Annotated in this window: 18 protein-coding genes; 9 read left to right on the plus strand and 9 right to left on the minus strand. The window is 48.7% G+C overall.

The annotated features are described in order from the left end of the window. Positions 1 to 18: 18 nt before the first annotated feature. The 8 genes from EQP46_RS12640 to iolD all read right to left on the minus strand — a co-directional run bounded on the left by EQP46_RS12640 (position 19) and on the right by iolD (position 8,015). The gene (locus tag EQP46_RS12640) at positions 19 to 216 is read right to left on the minus strand and encodes a CPXCG motif-containing cysteine-rich protein (protein ID WP_129494007.1); all 198 of its coding nucleotides are present in this window, start codon (positions 214 to 216) and stop codon (positions 19 to 21) included. Positions 217 to 271: 55 nt separating this feature from the next. Next, positions 272 to 643: a hypothetical protein gene (locus EQP46_RS12645; protein WP_129494008.1), complete on the minus strand. Its 372-nt coding sequence runs from the start codon at positions 641 to 643 to the stop codon at positions 272 to 274. Between the two features lie 252 nt (positions 644 to 895). Then, on the minus strand, positions 896 to 2,068 hold the full coding sequence (locus EQP46_RS12650) for a Gfo/Idh/MocA family protein (protein WP_129494009.1): 1,173 nt from the start codon (positions 2,066 to 2,068) through the stop codon (positions 896 to 898). 48 nt (positions 2,069 to 2,116) lie between these two features. After that, positions 2,117 to 2,968: a class II fructose-bisphosphate aldolase gene (locus tag EQP46_RS12655; protein WP_129494010.1), complete on the minus strand. Its 852-nt coding sequence runs from the start codon at positions 2,966 to 2,968 to the stop codon at positions 2,117 to 2,119. 27 nt (positions 2,969 to 2,995) lie between these two features. Beyond that, a complete protein-coding gene (locus EQP46_RS12660; protein WP_129494011.1) occupies positions 2,996 to 3,856 on the minus strand; it encodes a 5-deoxy-glucuronate isomerase in 861 nt (286 codons plus the stop codon). Between the two features lie 67 nt (positions 3,857 to 3,923). Beyond that, positions 3,924 to 4,955 (minus strand): 5-dehydro-2-deoxygluconokinase, encoded by a 1,032-nt coding sequence (iolC, locus tag EQP46_RS12665; protein WP_129494012.1) that lies wholly within the window; start codon positions 4,953 to 4,955, stop codon positions 3,924 to 3,926. Then, positions 4,948 to 6,123 carry a Gfo/Idh/MocA family protein gene (locus EQP46_RS12670; protein ID WP_129494013.1) on the minus strand — a complete coding sequence of 392 codons (1,176 nt, stop codon included), beginning with the start codon at positions 6,121 to 6,123 and terminating at the stop codon, positions 4,948 to 4,950. The genes iolC and EQP46_RS12670 overlap by 8 nt, the downstream gene beginning before the upstream one ends. Before the next feature lie 38 nt (positions 6,124 to 6,161). Then, on the minus strand, positions 6,162 to 8,015 hold the full coding sequence (gene iolD / locus EQP46_RS12675; RefSeq protein WP_129494014.1) for a 3D-(3,5/4)-trihydroxycyclohexane-1,2-dione acylhydrolase (decyclizing): 1,854 nt from the start codon (positions 8,013 to 8,015) through the stop codon (positions 6,162 to 6,164). A gap of 346 nt (positions 8,016 to 8,361) precedes the next feature. On the opposite strand from iolD, the gene EQP46_RS12680 reads away from it, so the two are divergent. From EQP46_RS12680 to EQP46_RS12705, 6 genes are all read left to right on the plus strand, one after another. Then, positions 8,362 to 9,255, plus strand: coding sequence for a TIM barrel protein (locus tag EQP46_RS12680; RefSeq protein ID WP_129494015.1), 894 nt, complete (start codon positions 8,362 to 8,364; stop codon positions 9,253 to 9,255). Between the two features lie 106 nt (positions 9,256 to 9,361). Then, positions 9,362 to 10,498 carry an ABC transporter permease gene (locus EQP46_RS12685; protein WP_129494016.1) on the plus strand — a complete coding sequence of 379 codons (1,137 nt, stop codon included), beginning with the start codon at positions 9,362 to 9,364 and terminating at the stop codon, positions 10,496 to 10,498. A gap of 55 nt (positions 10,499 to 10,553) precedes the next feature. Next, positions 10,554 to 11,357 carry an ATP-binding cassette domain-containing protein gene (locus EQP46_RS12690; RefSeq protein ID WP_129494017.1) on the plus strand — a complete coding sequence of 268 codons (804 nt, stop codon included), beginning with the start codon at positions 10,554 to 10,556 and terminating at the stop codon, positions 11,355 to 11,357. Between the two features lie 131 nt (positions 11,358 to 11,488). Further along, positions 11,489 to 12,457 (plus strand): sugar ABC transporter substrate-binding protein, encoded by a 969-nt coding sequence (locus EQP46_RS12695; protein WP_240671722.1) that lies wholly within the window; start codon positions 11,489 to 11,491, stop codon positions 12,455 to 12,457. A gap of 323 nt (positions 12,458 to 12,780) precedes the next feature. After that, positions 12,781 to 13,839 carry a LacI family DNA-binding transcriptional regulator gene (locus EQP46_RS12700; protein ID WP_129494018.1) on the plus strand — a complete coding sequence of 353 codons (1,059 nt, stop codon included), beginning with the start codon at positions 12,781 to 12,783 and terminating at the stop codon, positions 13,837 to 13,839. A 50-nt stretch (positions 13,840 to 13,889) separates the two neighbouring features. Further along, positions 13,890 to 14,393, plus strand: a complete 504-nt coding sequence (locus EQP46_RS12705) for a M48 metallopeptidase family protein (RefSeq protein ID WP_129494019.1) — start codon at positions 13,890 to 13,892, stop codon at positions 14,391 to 14,393. 84 nt (positions 14,394 to 14,477) lie between these two features. On the opposite strand, the gene EQP46_RS12710 is transcribed toward EQP46_RS12705, so the two are convergent. After that, a complete protein-coding gene (locus EQP46_RS12710) occupies positions 14,478 to 16,433 on the minus strand; it encodes a methyl-accepting chemotaxis protein (protein ID WP_129494020.1) in 1,956 nt (651 codons plus the stop codon). 282 nt (positions 16,434 to 16,715) lie between these two features. Here EQP46_RS12710 and EQP46_RS12715 point away from each other — a divergent pair, with 282 nt between their 5' ends. From EQP46_RS12715 to EQP46_RS12725, 3 genes are all read left to right on the plus strand, one after another. Continuing rightward, positions 16,716 to 18,083 (plus strand): MATE family efflux transporter, encoded by a 1,368-nt coding sequence (locus tag EQP46_RS12715; RefSeq protein ID WP_129494021.1) that lies wholly within the window; start codon positions 16,716 to 16,718, stop codon positions 18,081 to 18,083. Between the two features lie 477 nt (positions 18,084 to 18,560). Further along, the gene (locus EQP46_RS12720) at positions 18,561 to 20,312 is read left to right on the plus strand and encodes a calcium-binding protein (RefSeq protein ID WP_129494022.1); all 1,752 of its coding nucleotides are present in this window, start codon (positions 18,561 to 18,563) and stop codon (positions 20,310 to 20,312) included. Between the two features lie 644 nt (positions 20,313 to 20,956). Next, positions 20,957 to 23,731 carry a calcium-binding protein gene (locus tag EQP46_RS12725; protein WP_129494023.1) on the plus strand — a complete coding sequence of 925 codons (2,775 nt, stop codon included), beginning with the start codon at positions 20,957 to 20,959 and terminating at the stop codon, positions 23,729 to 23,731. Positions 23,732 to 24,328 lie beyond the last annotated feature (597 nt).

Here is a 24,328-nt window from a genome sequence, read left to right on the forward strand (position 1 = left end):
AAAAGCGCGTTATTGTGTTCAAAATGCATCGTTTTCGTCGTGCACTGAGACATAAAGAGAGCCATCGTGCTCTTGTTGAACGAAAAAGGTAATCGGCCGACAGCAGACTTGGCAATCTTCAATGTATTGCTGCCCACTGTCTTCACTGTTGATAAGCACCTGAATCGACTCGCCGCAATACGGGCAATCAATGGCTCTTTCATCCAGTTCCGTCATTCACCGTTTCCTTTTTCGTTCCGCTAAAACCAGTGGGTGATACCAACCGCTAAGACTAGATCCATCGTTTTATGGCCTCGGCAGTGTCGCTTGGGTTGGTATTGAAACAAATGGCCGCTTCAGGGGCTGCCATGTGTGCGGCATTGACTAAGCGTTCGAAGACGAGGAAATGATCATCATCACGACGCACACCCGCACCAATTAACACGCAATCGTAGCCTTGCCCTTCGAGCGCTTTGGTCGCCGTCTCAAACGCCGTGTCACCATCACGAATAAAGTGCAGCACAACGTCATAACCGAGTGATACTAAGTTATCGCGGTCGCCTTCTAATGCCGCCAGCAATTTTTCTGCGCTCATGCCTGGCCATTTATCGTAGTTAACAACGTCAGGGTGCCAGCCGAAAAGGGCGACTTTTTTATCACTCATAAATCCTCCAATGGAATGCTTTCCCGCCCCCAATGTATCGCTAATCGGTTTGTCATTGTTGTCTGATTTCTAAGCTTAGTTTATCTATTTGCGACGAGGGATTTGCCGAATGGAAATTGTGTGTGAAGAGAGAGAAGAAGGAGAGTGAAGGGTATATTGGGCGCAATAAAAAGGCGAGCAGGCCGACGACAGGTTATCTGCTCGCAAACGTAAACCGTTTTTCAGTAGCAAACGTTGGACGTTGAGCGTTTGCTATTGGGTGAGATTTTTTAGCGGTTCCCACTTTCCGTCGTTGTCTGACGAACGCACGGCGGCATAAACAAACGCCATGCCGTACGCGCCTTCTTCCACGGTGGGGTTCCACAGGCTGAAAGGTTCGGGCTGCTCGCCCAGCAGGTCATCCACAATGTTCGATGCAAAATCGAAATACAGATTGGCGAAGGCTTCGCGGTAGCCTTCAGGGTGTCCAATGGCCACATGGGAAACACGTCTTCCCGCTTCTGAAAGCCCAATCCCCCCTTTGGTGAGCACATATGCAGGCTTGTCGATAGGGCGAACGATCAATTCATTGGGCTGTTCTTGGTGCCATTCCAATCCACCTTTGGTGCCATAAACGGTGAAGTTCAAACCATGCACGCCACCTGCAGCCGCTTGCGTTACCCAGAAAACACCCCGTGCCTTGTTTGGGTAGCGGAGCAAAATGCCGCAATAATCATCGGCGTTGCGACCTTCCACAATGGCGGTCACGTCAGCACTTAACGACGAGGCTTCCATCCCCATGACATAGCTGGAAAGGTGGTAGCTGTGTGTGGCAATGTCGCCAAGAATGAGGGAAGGCCCTGCCAGTTCGGGTTTCATGTGCCAGTTTGATCCTGCACGTTCCGATTCCGTGAGCTCGGCAAGGTGGCCTTGAACATAGTTGCTTTGGACCATGGTGATGTCACCAATAAGGCCTTGTGCCACCATTTCACGGGCTTGTCGCACCATGGCATAGCCACTGTAGCCGTAAGCGACGCAGTACCGTTTGCCTGACGCTTTCACGCGTTTAACCAAATCGGCGGATTCGTCTTCGGTCATGGTTAATGGCTTTTCGCAAAATACGTTGAACCCGGCCTCAAGGGCATGGCAAGACAATTCATAATGGCTGTTATTGGGTGTCATGATAGCAAGTGCATCAATGGGGTTTGTTGCAAAGGCTTCGCCAGCAAACAAGGCATCAGGATCGGCGTACGGGCGCTCGATGCCCATGGCTTTTCCCGCCGCGATGGAACGTTCTGGGTTGGAAGAGAAAACGCCGGCAACCACCTCAAATTCTTCGTGCATGGTGGCAGCGGAGCGATGGATGGAGCCAATGAAAGAATCTGGCCCTCCGCCAATTACGCCTAATCTCAATCTTCTTCCCAGTTTGCGGTATGCCTTGCTCATTGTTACGTCCTTTTAAAAGAGTCCATTTACCCGTTGTGTTGCGATGCCTTATTTCAGCAACGGTTGCCTGCTGGCTGACAGCAGTGCAAGCACGCGCTCTGCTTCTGCTTGCAAGGCGGGCATTGCTTTACCTGCGAAATATTGACGGTCGTATTTATCAGGTTCTTGCGCCATGCAATCACGAATCGCATTGCCGAAAGCGACGCGGAAGGTTGTACCGACATTGAACTTGGCGACGCGTTGTTGCTTAAGTTTTAAGAGGTCGGCTTCCGCAATGCCTGTTGTGCCATGAATCACTAAGGGAAGCGTGGTCGCCATTTCTATCTGCTTGAGCAGTTCAAACTCAATCGGGCTATCTGCTTCGGTTTTACGGTGCACATTGCCGACAGACACAGCCAAGGCATCTATGCCGCTTTCTTGTGCATACCGGGTGGCTTCAGCAGGGTCTGTTGACTGAGATTTGATGTGATCTCGCCCTTCTTGATAAGGCACGGAACCCAGTTCACCTTCAACGGACACCCCGACTGCATGTGCCACTTCAACCACTTGACGGGTGCGACGAATGTTCTCGTCGAGGGGCAGTTGCGAGCCATCAAACATCACAGAGCTAAACCCTGCATGAATGGCGCGATAGACGATGGCTTCTTCGTAACAATGATCGAGATGCACACACACAGGCACTGACGCTGCTTTCGCCATTGGAACCAGCATTCCTGCCATGGCTTCGACACCCGCAAGGTCTACCATGTCTTTGTTCACCGCCAGGATAACGGGCAGCGAACGTGCTTCCGCGGCCGCGATGATAGCTTGAGCTTCTTCAAGCCCAAACACATTGCAGCAGGCGATAGCGCCGTCTGACACGGCGGCATCGGGGAGTAAATCGTTGAGGTTAACTAACATTGCATCTTCCCTGTGAATGTTGGTGCGTTACTTAAACTTCGCCACCATGTCTTTGATACCAGGAATGGTGTGAACCTGATATTCATGGTGCGGGTCGAAGTGTTGAACCAGCGATTTGCTGCTCTCACCCACGATGATCGTGAAGTAGTACATTTCATAGCCTGGGGCGGCGACGGAAGGGTGATAGCCCTTATCAATCGCAATCACGCTGCCCGTACGCACATGGTAGACAGGGCCAAAATCATCTTCGTGTTCGTAAAGGAACTGCGCGCCAAACCCAAAGTCCGGGTTAAACCTGAATTGGTACACTTCTTCGTAGCGTGTTTCTGCAGGTGGGCGCTCTTCATCATGCTTATGCGGCGGGAAGCCTGACCAACCGCCAGCGCCAACAGTAAACAACTCACTGACTAATAGACGGCCGCGCTGGTCTGCGTTTTTCTGACCAAGAATGTGCTTAATCTTGCGGTGGGTTTTGGTGTCGTCACTGCCATATTGGATTTTGTCTGTGTCTTCTGGCGCAATGGCAAATGACGTGAGTGGTTCGCTGCCTTCTTCTGGCGTAAAGCGTCCACCAGCAATCATCACATCGGCGGTGTCAGAAACACAAGTGATGGTGACTTCACTGCCGACAGGCGCGTACACAGCAGCAGGATCGCCATCCCATACATGAGCGCGTTTGCCGATGTTGTTGTAGGTTTCGCCATCGACCGTGATGTCACAGGTGCCGCCTGCAAGTACCACGGCGGATTCATAATTTTCTAGCGAGTAGCTGTAACTTGCACCTTGGTGTAGTTTCACTGGGTTGAAATAGCACAATGGGGTGGTGTCATCATCTACGCCGATGACTGGCTCATTCTTGTTATCAAACGGAGGGATATGCTTTCCCATGATGAACTCCTTATTCATTCCGTGAATCTTGATTCGATAAGGCTAACGGTATGCCGCCAGCCCTCGTTTATGTTCTTAACAATTGATGTCCGCGTGCCAGCATGAAATTAGAGAGATCGGGAAATGTCGACATGGCGTCGGCACAGGTGTCCCCCGTGACATTGATGGCTGCGTTAGCCGCGCCCATGGCGACGGCATCACTCAAGGAAAATTGGTTAAGCAAGCCAAACAGCAGGGCGGCGGCAAAGGCATCGCCTGCGCCATAAGGCTTGCGCGCTTCAACACGAAAAATGGGTTGCGACAAGTGGGCGAGGTCGCCGTTGCTGTCGAGACCAAACACGTCGCAGCCTTCCGATCCTGCTTTCACCACAACGATCTCTGTGCCGCCACTGAGTAACTCCGAGGCTGCGTTAATGTGGCTGTCCGAGACATCATGAGGCACACCCATGACGTCAAATTCTTCCTTGTTGCCAATCACGATGTCGCTGAACGACGCGGCAAGTTTGTAGAAATGCGGTGGATCTTCGGGTGAAGCCCAAGAGTAAGGGCGATAGTCGAGATCGAGAACCACCTGCGTGCCATTGAGCTGCGCGGTTTGCATGGCCGCCAACGTAGCTTCACGTGACGGGCTAACGGACAAGGCTGTACCGGACACGAACAAGCACCGCGCTGAGGCGAGGTATTTCGTGCTGATGTCTTCTGGCGACAACGCGAGATCTGCGGCGTTATTTCGGTAAATCACCACTTCAGGTTCAGGGCGAAGTTCTGCCACTGCGAGGCTGGTTCGATATTCGCCTCTGAGGGTTTTTACCCCCGCTAAATCGATGCCTTTGTTTACCATGTACTGGCGAACAAAATTACCGAGCGCATCGTCAGAGAGGCAACCAATGAAACCTGCTTTCGCCCCCAAGGTTGCGAGACCAATGGCCACGTTCCCAGGTGAACCGCCGACACTTTTCTTAAAGCTCACTTCTTGCGCAAAATTCGCACCGTCAGTGTTGCCATAGAAATCGACCCCCGCGCGCCCCAAGCAAATGACATCAATGGGGCGTTCGGCATTTTGCTCATAGCCTGAAAGTTGAATCATGCTTTTAGTCATAATCCACCCAGACTGCACCTTGGTCTGCTGAACGCACACAGGCATTCACCATTTTCACACCATCAATGCCACCTTCGATGTTCGGGTACCAATGGTTTTCGAGAAACGCTGTGTCACCGCGTTCGAACGCGTCGATAGCCAATGCGTAGCGATGGTAGATATTTGCCCATGATTCGAAGAAGCCCTCAGCGTGACCGCCTCCTTGACGATTGGCAGACACGCCAGGGTCATCATTGTGAAGATACGGCATGCCGCGTTCTAGAATACGCACTGGCTCGCCTTGCACTTCATAGCGAAGCTGGTTCGGATATTCATCCCACCACTCGAGGCTGGCTTTTTCGCCAACAATGCGGATTTTCTGCTGGTGCATCGATCCACTGTTGATGGCGCTTGCCCACAATGTGCCGACCGCGCCACCTTCAAAGTTGAAAACCACATGCGCGTTGTCTTCAAGTGGCGCACGGGATTCGATGAAGCTTTGACGCGAACACATCAACGACTTCACTTTGAGGCCTGTGATCAAACCCGCCATGTAGAAAGGGTGGGTGCCACAATCGCCGATGATAAAACTTGGGCCAGACACTTCAGGGTTCATGCGCCATTTCGCGCCGGGGTTGTCTTTTTCCACTTCTGTGTTGTGGAAACCGTGCGCAAAGCTCATTTGAATGACGCGTACTGCGCCGATGTCACCACGTTGCACCATTTCTCTGGCTTGGTGCACCATCTGAAAACCGCAGTAGCCATACATCACGGCGAGCATTTTGTTTTGTTTTTCAGCCAAGGCTTTTAGTTCAAGGGCTTCTTCGACATGCACAGTCACAGGCTTTTCACACACCACATGCAAACCCGCTTCTAGCGCCGCCTTGGCGATTTCCGCGTGGGTAGAGTTTGGTGTCGCGATAGAGACCGCCTGAATGCCGTCTTCACGTTTGGCTTCTTCCGCAAACATGGTTTTGTAATCGGGGTAGCAACGGTCGGCGGCTAGCCCCAAATTCATACCAAATTCCTTGCCACGCTCCGCGTTAAGGTCCAGTGCGCCAGCCACAAAACTGAACAATCTATCGCGCTGTGCTGCGGCGCGGTGTGAGTAGCCAATTTCACTGCCACGGCCGCCGCCGACCATGCCCCAACGAATCGGGGACTCAAAGTGCATTTCTTCATTGAACATAGTGCGCTTCTCCTGAAATCTAATCCGTTAGGTCAACATTACACGCCACGGCGTTGATGTTTACGGCCTTCTTCCCATTGGTCACGGGCGTTGGCAATGCTCTCGTTATCAGTCACTTCTGACAAACCCACTTCCCACCATGCATCACAGGAAGACCACTTGGTGTCATCAATATCCGTGACAATGACGTAGGTTTTGTCCGAGGCTTTCGCGCGTTTGAATGCAGCCTCAAAATCACTGAGATGTTCCACTTTTTCTGCGTTGGCGCCTAAGCCGCGGGCGTGGCTGACGAAATCGACGCGCGGTAAGTCGTAATCGCGTTCCGTGGTGCAATCCTCGAGTTGGTTATTGAATGCAGTGTTACCTGTGTTGGTTTGAAGTTTGCGGATCACGGCAAAACCGCCGTTATCACACACCAACACGATCATTTTGTGGCCGGTCAGCACAGAGCTGTATATGTCGGAGTTCATCATTAGGTAGGAACCATCACCGACTAACACGATGGATTCGTGGTCTGGTCGTGCAATTTTATTGCCCCAGCCCGCCGCGATTTCATACCCCATGCACGAGAAACCAAATTCGACATCCAGCGAGTACGGGTAGGTCGCTTGCCAATTCATATTGAGCTCAGCAGGCAGGCCACCAGCCGCGGTGATAACGCGGTCTCCTTCGTTCACAAGGCTGTTCACCTTGCCAATGATTTGGGCGTAAGAAGGAAGTGCCGTGTCGGTGGCTGCGGTGCGTTGTTCAACTACGCCGCGCCATTCGGCAGTTTCTGTCGCGGCTTTATCGACCCAATGACTCTGCGCTTGCCAGTTACCTAATCGATCACTGAGTGGCGCGATAGCCGCCTTCGCATCAGAGATGATGGATTGCGCCATGTGTTTCGTGGCATCAAAACGGCCTGCATTGATGCTGATGAGCTTCATGTCAGGGTCACGGAAGACGGTCCAAGAGCCTGTTGTGAAATCTTGAAGGCGCGTACCAATGGCAATCACCACGTCAGCGTCTTCACACATGTGATTGGCACTGTTCGAGCCCGTCGTGCCAATAGGGCCACAGTTCAGCGGGTGATCAGCACTCAGCAGGGTACGTCCTGCAATGGTTTCCACGACGGGTATCTGGTGTTTCTCAGCAAACTGAATCAAAGCATTGCGTGCGCCGGAATAAGCCACGCCACCACCGGCAATGATCAAAGGGCGTTTGGCTTGCTTGATGGCCTCTGCGGCTAAATCCAGTTCGATTGGCTCGGGTTGTGGGCGGCGAATACGATGCACTTTTGGTGCGAAAAAGCTTTCTGGGAAATCCCACGCTTGGCCTTGCACATCTTGAGGCAGAGCAATCATTGCAGGGCCGCAATCCGCAGGATCGAGCATGGTCGCAATGGCTTGCGGCAGCGCCACGGTGAGCTGTGACGGCGCATTGATGCGATCCCAGAAGCGCGTAACGGTTTTAAACGCATCATTCACGGTGAGGGATGGGTTAGAAAAATGCTCAGTCTGTTGCAGCACTGGGTCTGGCAAACGTGATTGGAAAGTGTCACCAGCCAGCAACAAAAGAGGCAATCGGTTGGTGTGTGCAACGCCTGCTGCCGTGATCATATTGGTCGCGCCAGGGCCAACAGAGGAGGTGGCGATACCGATGCGACGGCGTTGATTTGCGCGGGCGTAAGCCACCGCAGCTAGTGCCATGGATTGCTCATTTTGTCCGCGCCATGTTGGGAAAACGGATTGGTTTTCAAACAGCTGTTGCCCCAAGCAGGTGACGTTACCGTGGCCAAATATGGCAAACGCACACCCGAATAAAGGTTCTATTTTTCCATCAATTTCAATCTGTTGTGCCGCTAAGTAACGCACAAGAGCCTGTGCGGTAGTGAGTCTAATTGTTGTCATCCTTGGAATCTCCTAACGTTCCCTTCTGATGAAATAGTAGTCATTATTTGAAAATGTTTTCAAAACTAAAAAAGCTAAAAATCGGATATAGCGCCCAATTTTCATTCTAGAAGGGTATCCGTCCGAACATTCCTCAGTTGTGAGACGCCGATTACGTTGACAAAGTGAAATCATTACCATAATTGTTTAAAAGATGTTAACGAGACTTTAAACGTTTTGTGTTGGCGAAGGCGTTCAGGTTTACAGGGAAGAAGGCTTGAACGGACGATCTGACGAAAAGTTTAAAACAGATACGCCCTCACTCTTACCAACGATGCGTTGGTAAACACGCAAAGGAGGCAACGGATTGGAACTTAAAATTGCTAATGCACCCTGCTCTTGGGGAATTGAATTTGCAGACAACCCTGCAAACCCAACATGGCAAACAGTGCTCGATGAAATTTCTGGTGCAGGTTACGGCGCAACAGAGCTAGGTCCATTGGGTTACCTACCCACTGAACCCAGCACATTACAAAGTGCGCTTGCTTCTCGAGATCTCGGCTTAGTGGCTGGCACTTTGTTTGTACATCTTCACAAGCCCGAAGCGCGTGATGGTATTTACGAAACGACGCACAAGACCTGCGACATTTTGAAGCAGCAAGGCGCGTCTTACCTTGTTGTTATCGACCACGTGTCATCACCTCGCACCGATCAAGCCGGTCAAGTGGATACCGCAACGCGCCTAACGGACGAGCAGTGGGATGCCATGATGGAAACCCTGCGGGGTGTCGGGGAAATTTGTGCTGAATATGGCATCACACCGACCTTGCACGCCCATGCGGGTACTTACATCGAGTATCGCGATGAGCTTGATAAAGCGATGCGAGACCTTCCACCTGAGTTGATGTCGTTGTGCGTTGACACTGGTCATTGTGTTTACGCGGGCATGGATCCTTGTGATGTGCTGCGTACCTACAAAGACCGCGTTAAATACCTTCATTTCAAAGACATCAATGCCGAGGTACATGCGCAATCTATTGCGAAAGATACGGATTTTTACACTGCGATTGGCAACAACATTTTTTGTCCGCTAGGGCAAGGGTGTGTGGATTTCGATGCGGTGCGTCAAACGCTGCATGAGATTGATTTCAAAGGCTGGGTCACAGTTGAGCAAGACACAGACCCGGCGGCGAAAAGCGATGCCAAAACCGACGCTGAGAAAAGCCGTGCCTTTATCGAAAAGGCGGTGTTAGCAAGTTAATTGACAGTAGGTTGTGCGCGAAAGGTTTCTGCGCACAACTGCTGCTCGTGTTCGACAATATTGGGAGCAGGGCAATGAATTGCCCTAAAAAGGATTGGAGGCAAGTATGTCGGTAAAAGAAGCCGCATCAGAAACGGAGGCTCAACCAACAGGTGGAGCAAATGATGAGCGAGTTCGTAAGGTTTCCTTTGTAAGCGGTTTGTTATCTCGCCCTGAGTTGGGGTCAGTATCAGGCGCGATTTTAGTTTTCGTGTTCTTCGCACTGGTTGCGTGGGATTCAGGCATGTTCAATGCCGACGGCATCATGAACTGGACTACGGTATCAGCACAACTTGGCATTATCGCCGTGGGTGCGTGTTTGTTGATGATTGCCGGTGAGTTTGACCTTTCCATCGGTTCGATGATTGGTTTTGCGGGCATGATGATAGCAATCCCTGCGGTGTATTGGGGTTGGCCTGCATGGGCTGCCATCCTATTTGCGTTCGCTGGGGCAATGGCCGTGGGCTTTTTGAATGGCTATATCGTGGTGAAGACGGGGCTTCCTTCCTTTATCGTTTCACTCGCTTTCCTCTTTATTCTTCGCGGTTTGACCATTGCACTGTCAATCATGCTGACCAACAAAACCATCCTTTCAGGTGTGGGTGATGTGGCAGAAGGTGATTGGTTGGCCTCCATGTTTGGGGGTGAAATCGGGACAGGGCTGTTCAGTTGGCTCGGCAGCATTGGTTGGATTGAAACCTATTCTGATGGCACACCCGTCGTGACAGGCATTCCAATGGTGGTTGTGTGGTGGTTCTTGCTTACTGCTGTGTGTTCGTTTGTGCTGCTACGTACCCGTTTCGGTAACTGGATTTTCGCGTCAGGCGGCGATGCTAACGCAGCAAAAAATGTGGGTGTACCAACAGATCGCGTGAAAATCATGCTGTTCATGTTCACCGCATTTTGCGCCACGGTTTTTGCAGCCTGTCAGGTGTTCGAATTTGGTTCAGCAGCGGCAGATAGGGGCTTGTTGAAAGAGTTTGAGGCCATCATTGCCGCGGTAATCGGCGGGGCATTGCTCACGGGTGGCTATGGCTCAGTGATTGGTGCTTTCTTCGGTGCACTGATTTTCGGTGTGGTGCAGATGGGTATCTTCTTTACGGGTGTGGATTCAGATTGGTTCCGCGTTTTCCTCGGCGTGATGCTTTTGATTGCGGTGTTGTTCAACAACTTCATTCGCAAGAAAGTAACGAGCGCGCGATAGCAGGGTGTGAATACATCTTACTGTTGACATGAAAACGGATTTTAGGAGAAACACAATGTCTGAATACATCCTCGAATTGAAAAAAGTCAGTCGCTATTTTGGCTCTGTTATCGCGCTAAAAGACATCGATATGGAAGTCAAAATGGGCGAAGTGCATTGCTTGCTTGGCGACAACGGGGCAGGTAAATCAACCTTGATAAAAACCTTGGCCGGTGTGCATACGCCGTCTGAAGGTGAGTTCTTGATGGACGGTAAACCGGTGACGTTTAAATCACCCCGTGATGCGCTCGATGCGGGTATTGCAACGGTTTATCAAGATTTGGCGCTCGTGCCTTTAATGAGTGTGACACGTAATTTTTTCATGGGACGAGAGCTGACCAAGCGCGTTGGGCCTTTTGAAGTGTTTGATACAGCACGTGCCAATGAAATCGCGAAAGCGGGCATGAAAGACATGGGCATTGATGTGCGAGACCCAGAGCACCCCATCGGCACCATGTCAGGCGGTGAACGCCAATGTTTGGCAATCGCCCGTGCGATTCACTTCGGCGCAAAAGTGCTGATTTTGGATGAACCAACCGCCGCGCTCGGTGTGAAGCAATCCGCCAACGTATTGAAGGTGATTGCAAGGGCTCGTGGTAAAGGGCTCGCGGTTATTTTGATCACGCACAATGTTCACCATGCTTTCCCCATTGCCGACCGCTTTACCCTGTTAAACCGTGGTAAGAGCTTGGGTACATGGTTGAAGAAAGACGTCACCCGCGAGCAAATTCTAGAAATGATGTCCGGCGGACAGGAGCTAGAAACACTCGAAGCAGAATTAGCAGAATTCGAACGCGCAGACACTGCCGAGGCGAATTAAGCTTTTAACAGAGCAATAAATGAGTAAGAAAAGGGCAGCGATGTTGCCCGACCAAAACGCCGTGGCTAAGTGGACAAAAGGAAAGACCCGTTCCTTAGCCATGACACAATAAGTAGATTGGAGAACACTGGATGAATACCCTACTTAGATCTGTAGCAAAGAGAGCATCGGTACTTGTTTTGGCCTTGGCTGCCAGCATGGGTGCAATGCTTCCGAGCACCGCATTTGCAGAAGGCGAGCGTTTCGTACTTATCAGCCATGCGCCTGATTCAGACTCATGGTGGAACACCATTAAAACCGCGATTAACCAAGCGGGTGAGCAGTTAGATGTAAAAGTGGAATACCGTAACCCACCTTCAGGTGACCTGGCGGATATGGCACGTATCATCGAGCAAGCTGTGGCATCGAACCCTCAGGGGATCATTACCACTATCGCGGATTATGAAGTGTTGAAAGGTCCACTTGAGAAAGCGCGTAAGAAAGGCATTCCAATTGTTACCATGAATTCTGGTACGCATCAGCAAAGTGAAGACCTGGGGGCTATCCTCCACGTGGGTCAACCAGAATATGATGCGGGCTTTGGTGCGGGTAAACGTGCGAAGAAAGACGGCGTTACCTCTTTTGTGTGTGTAAACCACTACATCACAAACCCTGCTTCTGTAGAGCGTTGTCAAGGTTTCGCGGATGCGCTGGGTGTTGAGTTGGGCAGCCAAATGATCGATGTTGGTCAGGATCCAACGGGCATCGAGAAGAAAGTATCGGCTTACCTTCGTTCAAACCCAGACACGGGTGCGGTACTTACACTTGGCCCAACGTCTGCACACCCAACGCTGCGTGCGCTTGAGAAAACACGCAAGCTAGGTGACATCTACTTCGGTACGTTTGACCTGAGCGGCGAAATCGCGCAAGCAATCAAAGATGGCAACATCCAATGGGGTATTGATCAACAGCCATTCTTGCAAGGTTATGTGCCAGTGATGGTACTTACATTGTACAACCGCTATGGCATTGCACCTTCAAACAACATCAACTCAGGCCCAGGCTTTGTGACAAAAGCCAACGTCGGACTGGTTGAAGAATTGGCGGGCGAGTACCGTTAATGTGAATAACGAGTGAAAGGCACGGTCGGTTGTCGTTTTCTGATAAGCGACCGTCTCTTATCTCGGTATACTTGTTTGAACCCACAGCAAAGGAAGCGTGTTTTCCTGTTTCCTTTGTTGTATCCCTTGCTGTTATTGGAGCCTTTGAATAACAGGAATTGCTCAAATACATGTCACAAATAACAACTTAACTCGGGGATTGACGCCCTCTGACAGTATCTAGCTGAAATCAATTTCATTATCATTGCCTGAATACTGTAAGGCGCAGTGTACACAGGTGAAATGGAATATCGTTTTCGAAAGGAATATCGGCAGGAAGGTATATGACAGTCAGTAAAGAAAAGAGAGACAATCAATCACCTTCATTTCCACCTAAGAAAAAGCCCAAAGTTACCGTTGTAGAAGTTGCCGAAGCGGCCGGTGTTTCTGTCTCTGCGGTTTCACGTGCATTTAACCCTGACGCCAGCATTTCTCGCCCTCTGCGTGAAAAAGTGTTTAAGGCGGCAGCGGCATTGAATTACAAGCCAAACCGTTTGGCGCGAGGTATAAAGTCGCGCTCGAGCTTGGTGGGCATATTGATGACAGACTTTAACAACCCCTTTTATCTGCCTATCTTGTCGCGTTTTACCTCTGAAATTCAAAACAGAAACTGCCATAGCCTTCTCATCCACGTGAACGGCGACATGGACATTCAAGAAGCCGTTGAATTGGTCATGGAGTACAACGTTGATGGTTTGATCATTACCTCAGCAAGCCTTCCCAAAGAATTGGTGGATGCGTGTCGCTCACAGAACACACCCGCGGTCATCTTCGGTCGAGACTCTAGCGAAAACAGTGTCACGGTCGTGAGCTGTGACAATGTCTTGGCAGGTAACATGGCGGCAGACATGTTATTGGATGCGGGGTATACAAAACCTGCTTTTGTTGCGGGCCCTGTTGGTACCTCAGCCACCATCGATCGTCAGCGTGGTTTTATCAGTCGCTTGATGGAACGAGGCTGCAGTCAGTGGCAAGTCATCGAAGGGGGAGAGTTTAGCTACGACGCTGGGTATGATGCGACCCTTCGCATGTTCAAGAGTGTCGAACGCCCTGACGCTTTGTTCTATGCCGATGACATCATGGCCTGTGGCGGTATGGATGCATTACGTTATGATTTGGGATTGCGTGTGCCTGAAGATGTTGGGGTGATGGGCGTGGATGACATTCGTTTGGCAAACAGTCGTTCTTATGATTTATCGACCATTCGCCAGCCAAATGAAGAAATGATCCAACGGACTATCGATGCGTTGTTTGAACATATTTCTGACCCGCAGTTACCGCCACAATCTATAACCCTACCGTGTGAAGCGGTAGAACGCGGCTCAACGAAGAAGAGCAAGTAAGCGACAATACTGGTAGCATACGCCCGGTTTTTCTCTGACTTATGCTTTTTATGAATCCGACTTTACGCTATTTAAATGGTTACCCCGAGCACCTGATTTCGCAAGTAGAGCAGCTTGTTGAAAAGGGGGCGCTCGGCGCGTGGCTAAAACAACGTTACCCACATAACCACACTATTACGTCTGAGAAGGCATTGTATGACTATGTGGTGGGCATCAAAAACCAATACCTGAAAAAGTCTTCCCCGCTAAGCAAAGTCGCATACGACGGTAAAATCCACGTGGTCAACAACGCACTGGGATTACACAGTTTTGTGTCGCGTGTGCACGGTGGAAAATTAAAAGCAAAAAACGAAATTCGTATTGCTTCTATGTTCAAAGATGCGCCTGAGGCTTTTCTTAGAATGTTAGTGGTGCATGAACTTGCGCACCTGAAAGAGAAGGATCACAACAAGGCGTTCTATCAGCTTTGTTGCCACATGGAGCCGGATTACCACCAATACGAATTTGATGCGCGCTTGTACTTGATCCATTTGGAAAGCGAGAAGCAAAAATAGCCATTCGTTAGCAAGCACAAAGTTGCAAACAGAAAAAACGCGCCTAGTTAGGCGCGTTTTTGTTTGTTGAAAGCGTGCTATGAATTAACCGAGAGAGAATTTCCCAACAATGTCGTTCACGCTGCGGGTAATGGATGTTAAACCGCTTGCTTCTTTTGACAGAGTATCTGCGCCAGACGCCGTGTTTTTCGCTAGCGTATTGAGCTCATCAACAGATTGGTTGATGTTCAGCACCACCGCATTCTGCTCTTCGGCAGCCACCGCGATTTGATTGTTCATGTCGCGGATGCTTGCGACAGACTCAGTAATCGACACAAGGGCTTCGCGTGTCTTATTGGCTTTCTCTGAGGTATCTGTCGCTTCTTTCATGCTCACACGCATTGAATCCACTGAACGCTTCGATTCGCTTTGCAAGCGTAAGATTAATTCTTGGATTTCTTCGGTGCTTTGTTGTGTTCGACTTGCGAGGCTTCGCACTTCATCCGCAACCACCGCAAACCCTCGTCCTTGTTCACCCGCGCGTGCAGCTTCAATCGCGGCGTTCAGCGCCAACAAGTTGGTTTGCTCGGCAATGCCGCGGATCACATCCAAAATGCTTCCCACGTTCTTGGTTTCATTTTCTAAGCTCTCGATGGTTTCGCTCACATCCCCCATGTTTGTCACCAACGAATCAATACTGGCACGGGTTTGATCCAGCACGGTTTGGCCTTGGTGAGCATGGCTGTCTGCTTGATTGGCCAGGTTTGATGCTTGTTGCGCATTCTGAGAGATGTTGTCGACCGTTGCAGTCAACTCATGCATGGCTTGCGAGGTTTGACCGAGCTGATCTGCCTGTGCTTCAGAGTTATTTGCCGTATCTTTGGTAACATCCACCAAGGTGTTCGATGCACCGTTCAAAGTATCGAGAGATGTTTTGAGCTGCGTGACAATGTCGCGTAAATTGGTGCTCATGTCACCCATAGCGGCATAGATGCCCGTAGCATTTTTCTTGTTTGAAAAATCCTGGGTAAGATCGCCTTGTGCAATGTTGCGTGCCATATTTTCAATGTTTCGTGGTTCGCCACCAATCGGTCTTCGGACCGCTTTTGTCACCATGATGCTAAGGATGATCCCCACAATAATGGCGAGTGCTGACGCGATCATGACAAATTGCACAGCCGCTTCACTGTCACTTTGTGCTTCTGGCCCTAAGGTGTCTTGCGAACTTCTGATGGACGCTTTGAAATCACTTAAATTGGTGGTGACTTGTGGGCCTATGACATCCAAGGTGTTTGAGATGCGGTCGTTACGCTTGGTAATGATGACTGCGGTGCCTTCAAGTGCAGATATATAAGAACGGTGTGCGTTTGAGAAGGCGTTTGAACGCTCAACATTCGCTTGAGACGTGGAGAGGCGTTTCAGAGAACTGAAAGGCACAAGGAGGTTGTTTAGTTCTGACAGAGAACGCTTTAAGTCCGCTTCTGAGTTACTGATGAGAAACTTTGCTGCAAACAATCGTCCAAGAAGAAGTTTCTCTTGAATCTGTGAGGCATAGAAGAGAGGTTCAACCGCCCCAATAAGCTCCGCATCTTTTATCACTTCCGACATGATTTGGCGCATTTTAAGGCCATTTGGGTCGAGTTGACTGGAAACAAGGGCATTGCGGTCTTGAAAGTCTTTCACGACCAGCGCAAATGTTTGGCTGTATGTTTGGAGAAGTTTCTTGGACTCTTCGAGTTCGCGGATGCGATCCGGCGCTTTTTCGTGAGAAAGGATGGTGTTGATGAGTTCGTCGATGCGCGCCATATCGGCCTGAACCTTGTCGACCTGAGCAGCATCTTGATTTTTCAGGAATTTCAATACACCAAGTCGGGCACTCAATAAGGTAGATTGTGCTTCGCTCGCCTCATTGGAACTGCGCGCAAGCCCTCGATAGTCAGTGAAGTTCTTATAGCCTTCAGACAACCCGCTATAGCCGACAACAGACACCACAAGTAGCAAGGCAAGGACAGCAGAAAACGAAATCGTTAACTGTTGGCCTAGTCTTAAGTTACTTAACATTGATAATTCTCCCAACGAAATCCAGTAATTAAGAATATTAATTAGTCTATTAACGATTAGCTCATAAATGAGTCATTCACCATGCCAGTCCTTTTATTTCGCAGGGTGCAATAGGGAGTGTCTGGATTTGCTTACGCAGTGAATAAGTGTTCTGTCATTTATATTCCGACGTGGGTCGATTCTAAAGGCCTGTTTTACATCGTATTACATTTCGCAATCTTGATACGCTAGCTATATAGTAAACAAAAAAATTACTAATAAGAGAAATGGCGAGGAGGGACGATGCCTGAACCTACATACGGATTTTTTCTAAGGCGAGTGTGGCTATTGGGCTTTCCACTCGCGCTGCAAAGCTTACTTTTTAGTAGCGGTGGCTTCATTGATAACCTCATGGTCAGTCAACTCGGTACGCAAGAAGTGGCCGCTTCAAGTATTGGAGCCCGCGTTTTTTGGTTTGCAGGTATCTTTATCTGGGGGATGGGAACCGGGATGGGCGTGATATTAGCCCAGTATTGGGGGGCGAAAGACGACGCCGGATTACGCAGAAACTTCGCGTTAGGCGCCACCTTTTCCACCGCCGCGTCGACGCTTATTTTCCTCTTTTGTTGGCTATTTCCTATGGTCATTCCTTCACTGTTTAAAGCGTCAGGCGAAACGGCAAAACTCGCGGCGGATTACCTGCAAATCATCAGCGTCGCGCTCTTGCTCGCGGGCCCGACCATTTCTATGGATTCGGCGCTGCGTTCGCTGGGTAAAACCAAAGTAACGCTCTACATGTCTATTGCTGAAATTGGTGTAAACATCGGCCTGAGTTTTGTGCTTATTTTTGGCTTACTAGGATTGCCCGAAATGGGCTTAATGGGAGCGGCAATCGGCACTTTAAGTGCCCGTATTCTGCGCGTTGTTATCTCTTTATGTGCCCTCCACGTTCTCACCCCTGTGCTGATTTTAACGCCCAAGGATTTTGCGTTTCGTGCTTCCACCGTCACGCGCTACCTCAACATTACGGCACCTATCATCGCTGGCAGCTTGATGTGGAGTGGGGGGATTTTCACCTACCAACTAATCATGGGGCGGATGGGCGAAACCGAGCTCGCCACCATGGCCATCATTTCTGCATTGGAGGCGTTGTCGCTGTGTGTCGCGTCGGGATTATCGAGTGCAACGGCCATTGTCATTGGTCATGCACTTGGGGCTAACAAGCTTGCTATCAGTGAAAAATATGCCCGCTTTGCGTTAAAAACGGCGGTGATAGTGGGAATAGGGTGCGCCATGGTTATATTGCTGGTGCAAAATCAGGTGTTGAGCCTTTACACCCAAGTGAGCGATGACGTGCTTTCACTGGCCGCACTGTGTTTTCCCGTTTTGGCACTCAGTGCGTTGGTGAGAAACATCAACATCACCTTGATTGTTGGCGTGCTTCGTGCGGGGGGCGATGCGAAGTTTTGCATGAACATGGATGTGGTTTGCCAATGGCTTTGGGCGGTGCCTATGACGGCGATGGCCGCGATCTGGTTTGATTGGCCACTTCATTATGTTTTTCTCATGATGACATCTGAAGAGATTGTGAAACTGTTGCCGACAATTCGTCGTGTATTTGGCACCAAGTGGTTAAATAACCTCACAGAAGAGGCCGTGGCAAAAGCGTAAAGCTCCTTTTAGCGGACATTGGCGAGAACCCGTTTGCTTTGTCGGGCTTCTCGCCTGCATTACTAGGTACTTAAACGTTGTTTAGGTTAACTGGGTATATGCGTTTAAAACAAGCCCGCCCAGACTGATAACACTTCACTCATGCTTATCTCATTGTTTAAATAATTCAAAAACTAAACGAGGCTAAAAATTTCTCATGCCTTGGTTTGAATATTCAATTAACTTACTTGTAAAAACTTGTCACAAAGTGTCTTGTCATTAATCCTCATGTCGCAACTGAGACAAATTTATTGTTAGTAATCTCTAATATTGTACATTCTTGATTACAGGTATGAATGTGTAAAAAAATTGGCGATTCTAGCGTTTAAATTAAATTCAAATACCACGCTTACGAGAAACGTAATGCAGTTTTTATCTAAAGGGTTTTAGATTATGCGCAGATTAGTCAGTTTATTTGCAGGGGTATCAGGTTTATTCATGATGCTCTCTCTTGGAAACAGTGCGTTAGCAAGTGACACTCCTCAAGGTTGTATTGTGAGTCTTGAGACGGGTGCTGAATATTGTTTACCTGTCGGTCAACGTTCTGGCTACTCACTACCGAACTGGATCCGTGCTCATGAAGTTTATGTACAGGCGGAAGAGGGTTCGGCAGTGATGCTGTCTGACTGGGACAACTTATCTTATAACCGTCTCGCAGTGTTTGAAGGAACAACAACAAACCGTGAATTGACCGATGTTCGTGCTTATAACGGTCAAAATCTCGATTTTTCTGCGCCACGTTCAATGCGTGTTGTCGCGAGCAACAAAAAACTGGGCTGTATTGTTAGTAAGCAAACGGGCGACAAGTACTGTCTACCTGTTGGCAAGCGCTCAGGTTATTCACTACCAAGTTGGATTTACGCACACGAAGTTTACGTGCAGGCGTCTGAAGGTACTGGCGTGATGTTGTCTGACTGGGATAACTTGTCATACAACCGTCTTGCCGTGTTCTCTGGCACTGTTGAAAACAACAAAATGACAAATGTTCGTGCTTACAATGGGCAAAACCTCGATTTTTCAGCCCCACGTTCAATGCGCGTTGTCGCTAACAGTGCGCCTCTAGGCTGTATTGTGAGTCTAGAAACAGGTGAAAGATACTGTCTACCTGTAGGGCAGCGCTCAGGTTACTCACTACCAAGCTGGATCAAATCGCACGAAGTGTATGTTGAGCCGTCTGAAGGTACTGCGGTAATGCTCTCAGATTGGGATAACCTTTCTTACAACCGTTTGGGTATTTTTAACTGTACAACGCCGAATCGTCAGCTAGAAAATGTGAAAGCACGTAATGGTCAGAACCTCGATTTTTCTGCCCCTCGCTCAATGCGTGTTATTGCAGGTACTACAGCTTCTGACCAAGTGATTAAAGGTACTGCAGGCGATGATGTGCTTTATGGCTGTTCGGGCAATGACACTATCACTGGCTTTAATGGTGACGACACCATTTACGGTGGTGCAGGTAATGACACCATCAATGGTAGCAATGGTGATGACGTCCTCCATGGTGGTTCGGGTAACGATAAGTTGTTTGGCGCGGGTGGCAATGATGCGCTTTACGGTGATGCGGGTAACGATATTCTTCAAGCAGGCTACGATGATGACATTGTGATGGATGGTGGTACTGGTCTCGACCTTTACATTGGCAGTGAAGGCAACGACACCATGTTCTTTGACCAAGAGGACTTTTCGAATGAAGCGTTCCTAACCCAAAATGGCAATATTTACACGGGTGATCGTGGATTTGATAAATTGATTGTTAACAGTGATGCAAACATCGATTTCTCCGGTCACTCTTATTTCCAGAATGGTCGAAACCCCGGCGTAAAAGTGATTGCTCAAGTTGAAGCTATCGTTGCTAATGCCGGCAATCAAACAGTCACCATCAATGCCAACTCGGTTTTCTCACAATCTGATGATATTCAGACCGAGACAAACGTTAATCCGGGAGACTGGAAAGGCTTTGTGGCTTACTTGGGCTCGGGTAATGACACGTTGAATGTAGAAACGGGTATCTGGCAATACGATGCAAGTGCTTCTGCGGCAGTCACTTTGTCAAATGCCATGATCGAGTTCATGGGACTGAGCTTTGCACAAGTGACTGAGCTGCGTGCTTACGTTTTCACTTACGCAGACAAAAAGATCACCGTTTGGAGTGATGCTGAGTTTATTCAAACTAACGGAAACAACATCTAGTATTTCAGATTAGCAAATATGGCCCAACACGAGTTCGTGTTGGGCTTTTTTCTTTATAGTGCACTGCATCTAGGTTTATAGGCGTTTCGCCATGTTTGCTCATGATAACTGTAAAATATTGACTAAAATTCTAGTCGAATATCGTGTAAGAGATGACGGAGTGCCTTAAAAATAATAGTAATATTCAAGTATGAGTAAGGTGCTAATTTGGACAGTTTTGTATATTTTACTGGCGTAAAATGACATTGATTAGAATATTATGATATTCGGTTTGTCTTCACATAATCCCCACGTCGAATCACGCAAAAATTAAGAAAGTGATTTTTTAGACTCACAAATGAGTCATATGGGTAGTAATAGAATCATTCTTTAATGGTACTTTAGATCGTATGATGCTCATTCAAATGTGATCAAAGAATTAGACCCTATCGCTGAAATTACGCTGAACGTCTTCTCTGGCTATTGTACAGATCCTTCGCTTCATCAAAACTGAGCTCAACAAACATGAGTTCAATTTTACAGCTCTCTTAAATGAGACGCGAAATCTAGATAAGTTCAGGTTGCACAAGCAGTATGAAGTCGGTGGGCTCAACCACCTCCTGCTTTTGACCAAATGAACACAGTCAGAAATAGAGGATGAAGTGATGTCGAAGATTACAGGGACTAGCGGTTCAGATTTTTTGTATGGTTCAGGCGTGTCAGGCGAGAATCTCCTAATGAATGGTGATTTCGAAGCATGGGGTGACGATGGCAACAGAAAATGGGGGCTGTTCGCTGACAATCAAGTTGCTGGTTGGTATACGCCTGGCAACATGGCGATTGAACTTCAACAGGGTTCATTTGGCGGTACGCCTTACACGCCGTCTAACAACACTGTTCTCGAGCTGGATTCAACCGGTAACACATGGGTTCAACAAGACATTGACGTGACTGAACTTGCGGAAGATGGCGACGTATCTCTGAGCCTGTCTTTTGATTACGCAAACCGCTACAAGGGTGATAACCACGCGACAAGCCAATTCGAAGTGAAGGTGATGGATAACGAAGGCAACGTGCTATACAGCAAGTACTTCGCCAACACCCAATCTAATGAGAGCTACCAAAACTTTGAAGTTGATTTCTCTGTTCCTGCTGGCACAGATGGCATTTCACTTCGCTTCGAAGGTAAGGGGCAATCAGACAGCTACGGCGCATTGATCGATAACGTCTCTGTTTCACAATCAGAAACCGGCGATTTGAACGACATCATCAATGGCCTTGAAGGTAACGACACGATTCACGGTGGTGAAGGTGACGATACGCTTATCGGCGGTAATGGCGATGATACCATCGAAGGTGGTGACGGCGCTGATACGATTTACGGTAACGACGGTGTACAAGGTAACGGTGCACGTGAACTGCTGATCAACGGTGATTTTGAAGATTGGGGTGATAACGCAGGCAACAAATGGGGCTTGTTCCATGACCACCAAGTCACGGGCTGGTACACACCTGGCACTAACCTGATTGAACTTCAGCAAGGCCAGCATGGCGGCACGGCGTCAAACAGTGGTTCTAATACTGTGTTGGAACTGGACAGTCACAGAAATACTTGGGTTCAACAAGACGTGAATGTTGAAGGCCTATCTTCTGATGGCGATGCGGTTCTTGAACTTTCTTTCGATTACGCAAACCGTTACCGCGGCAGCGACACGTCAACCAGCCAGTTTGAAGTGAAAGTCTTCGACCAAGAAGGCAAAGTCATTTACAGCAAGTATTTTGACAACACGCAATCGAACGACCACTACGAGTCATTCACGGCAGATGTTGTTGTGCCACAAGGTGTGGACTTCATCTCTATCCGTTTTGAAGCGGAAGGCCGCTCAGACAGCTACGGTGCGCTGATTGATAATGTGTCACTTCAACAGAAAGTGAACAACGAAACGGACAACGACACCATCAATGGTGGCGCAGGCAACGATACTATCTACGGCGAGCACGGCGATGATGTTATCGATGGCGGCACCGGCGATGACACCATTTTCGGTGGTACAGAGCTGAGCCAAACGTTCGACCTACGTCATCAAGATGGCGCGACCATCTATGACCTTAAGGGCGAAGGTACAGTAACAATCAACGTGAGTGATTTCACGCACAGCGCAGCGTACAACAACAGCATCGGTTACTACGTGATTGATGAAAATGGCAACGTGGTACGTGCCGCGGTTATCGCTGATAACGTGAAGAACGTGTCTGACCTGTCTGTTGATATTGATGTGTCTGGTGGTCAGTCATTCGGCATGTTCCTTATCCCTAACGGCGACCGTGCTGGTTTTGATGTGGGTGAAGTAACACTGAACTTGTCAGGTACTAGCTCAACGGTTTCACAAGGTTCAAGCAGCTCTGTTGTTTATGTGTCTAACGCTGCTGAAAACGGCGACGGCAAAGACCATGAAAATGTGAACGGAAATACATCCGCATGGGAAGACTTGTGGAACCTGGGTGACCGTGATTACAACGACACCACGTTCACTATCACTGTTTCTCAAGAGCAGAACTTTACTGACAATGACACCATCAACGGTGGCGAAGGTAACGACTACATCCACGGTGGTGACGGCGACGACCTCATCCGCGGTGATGAAGGCGATGACAACCTGATCGGTGGTCAAGGCAACGACACTATCTACGGTGGTGCGGGCGATGACGTTATCAACGGCAGCCAAGGTGATGACATCCTTTACGGCGGCGACGGTGATGACAAACTGTTCGGTGCGAGCGGTGACGATTCACTGTACGGCGGCGCAGGTAACGACATTCTTCAAGCGGGCTTTGAAGACGACATCATCATGGACGGTGGCGAAGGCCAAGACCTTTACATTGGTAGTGAAGGTAATGACACCATGATCTTCGACCAAGATGACTTCTCAGATTCAGCGTTTTTGGCTGAAAACAAAACCATCTATGTGGGTGACCGTGGCTTCGATAAGATCATTGTAGATGGTGACGCGAACATCGACTTTTCTGGCAAGTCTTACGGTGTAACATCAGGTCCAAAACCAATTGCACAAGTTGAAGCGATTGTTGCTGAAGGTGAGGGGGACCAAACGGTAACCGTTAACGCCTTTGCGATTGATGCTCAATCTGACGATTTCCAAACCACCACCAATGTGGATCCAGGTAACTGGGATGGTTTTGTAGCGTACTTGGGCGCAGGTGATGACACCTTTAACCTTGAAGCGGTTAACTGGAGTTACGAAGCAGATGCAGCAACGACTGCAGAGCTTTCTGCTGAACAGATTGCCTTCATGGGATTGACTGACTCACAAGTGAGTGAATTGGATGCGTATGTGTTTACACAAGGTACTAAAGCCATCACGATTTGGACCGATGCTGAAAACATCCTGCAAGACGGTGATGATATTTTTAGCCTAACCTAATGCTAATACCTTCATAGATAAATATTAAAGCCCAGCGAAGTGCTGGGCTTTTTATTGTTTTCTGGTTTCTTTAAGGTGCCGCTTCGTTAATGGGTTGGTGTTTTTTGTGGTGTTTTTATTTACCGGGCATTATGCGGAATAATTGGAAGTGCTAAGTAAATCATTTGTCGACGTTTGAATGGGTGTTTATAACGGTTCTTATTAATCCCATCGTGTTATTATCAATATAAATCAGTGTCCTATAACTCACTAATTTAGCGTCCTCTATATCCCTTTTCTTTATTTTTAACTATTATGTCCATTTTTCTTGCTTTCTATATCTAATTTATTTTTGTTTTTAGTCCATTCCGACAGTTACTGGTGTGTATTTTTGATATAGGTAATCTATGCAGTGTGCCTAATTATTTTTTCAAACTGATACTTTACTCATGTTTATATTGGTACTTCATTGCTCAACCTGAAAGATCTTATTAATTCAAGCAACTGACTTTGCTATGAACATGCCCCAAACCCATTGTTTAATGATGTCTTATCTATAAAACTGTTGTCACAGCAAGCGTGATATGAATGTTAGCTATCCCAAATATAAGTGCTGCA

The organism is Enterovibrio baiacu (assembly GCF_004120195.1).
Lineage (GTDB): Bacteria > Pseudomonadota > Gammaproteobacteria > Enterobacterales > Vibrionaceae > Enterovibrio > Enterovibrio baiacui.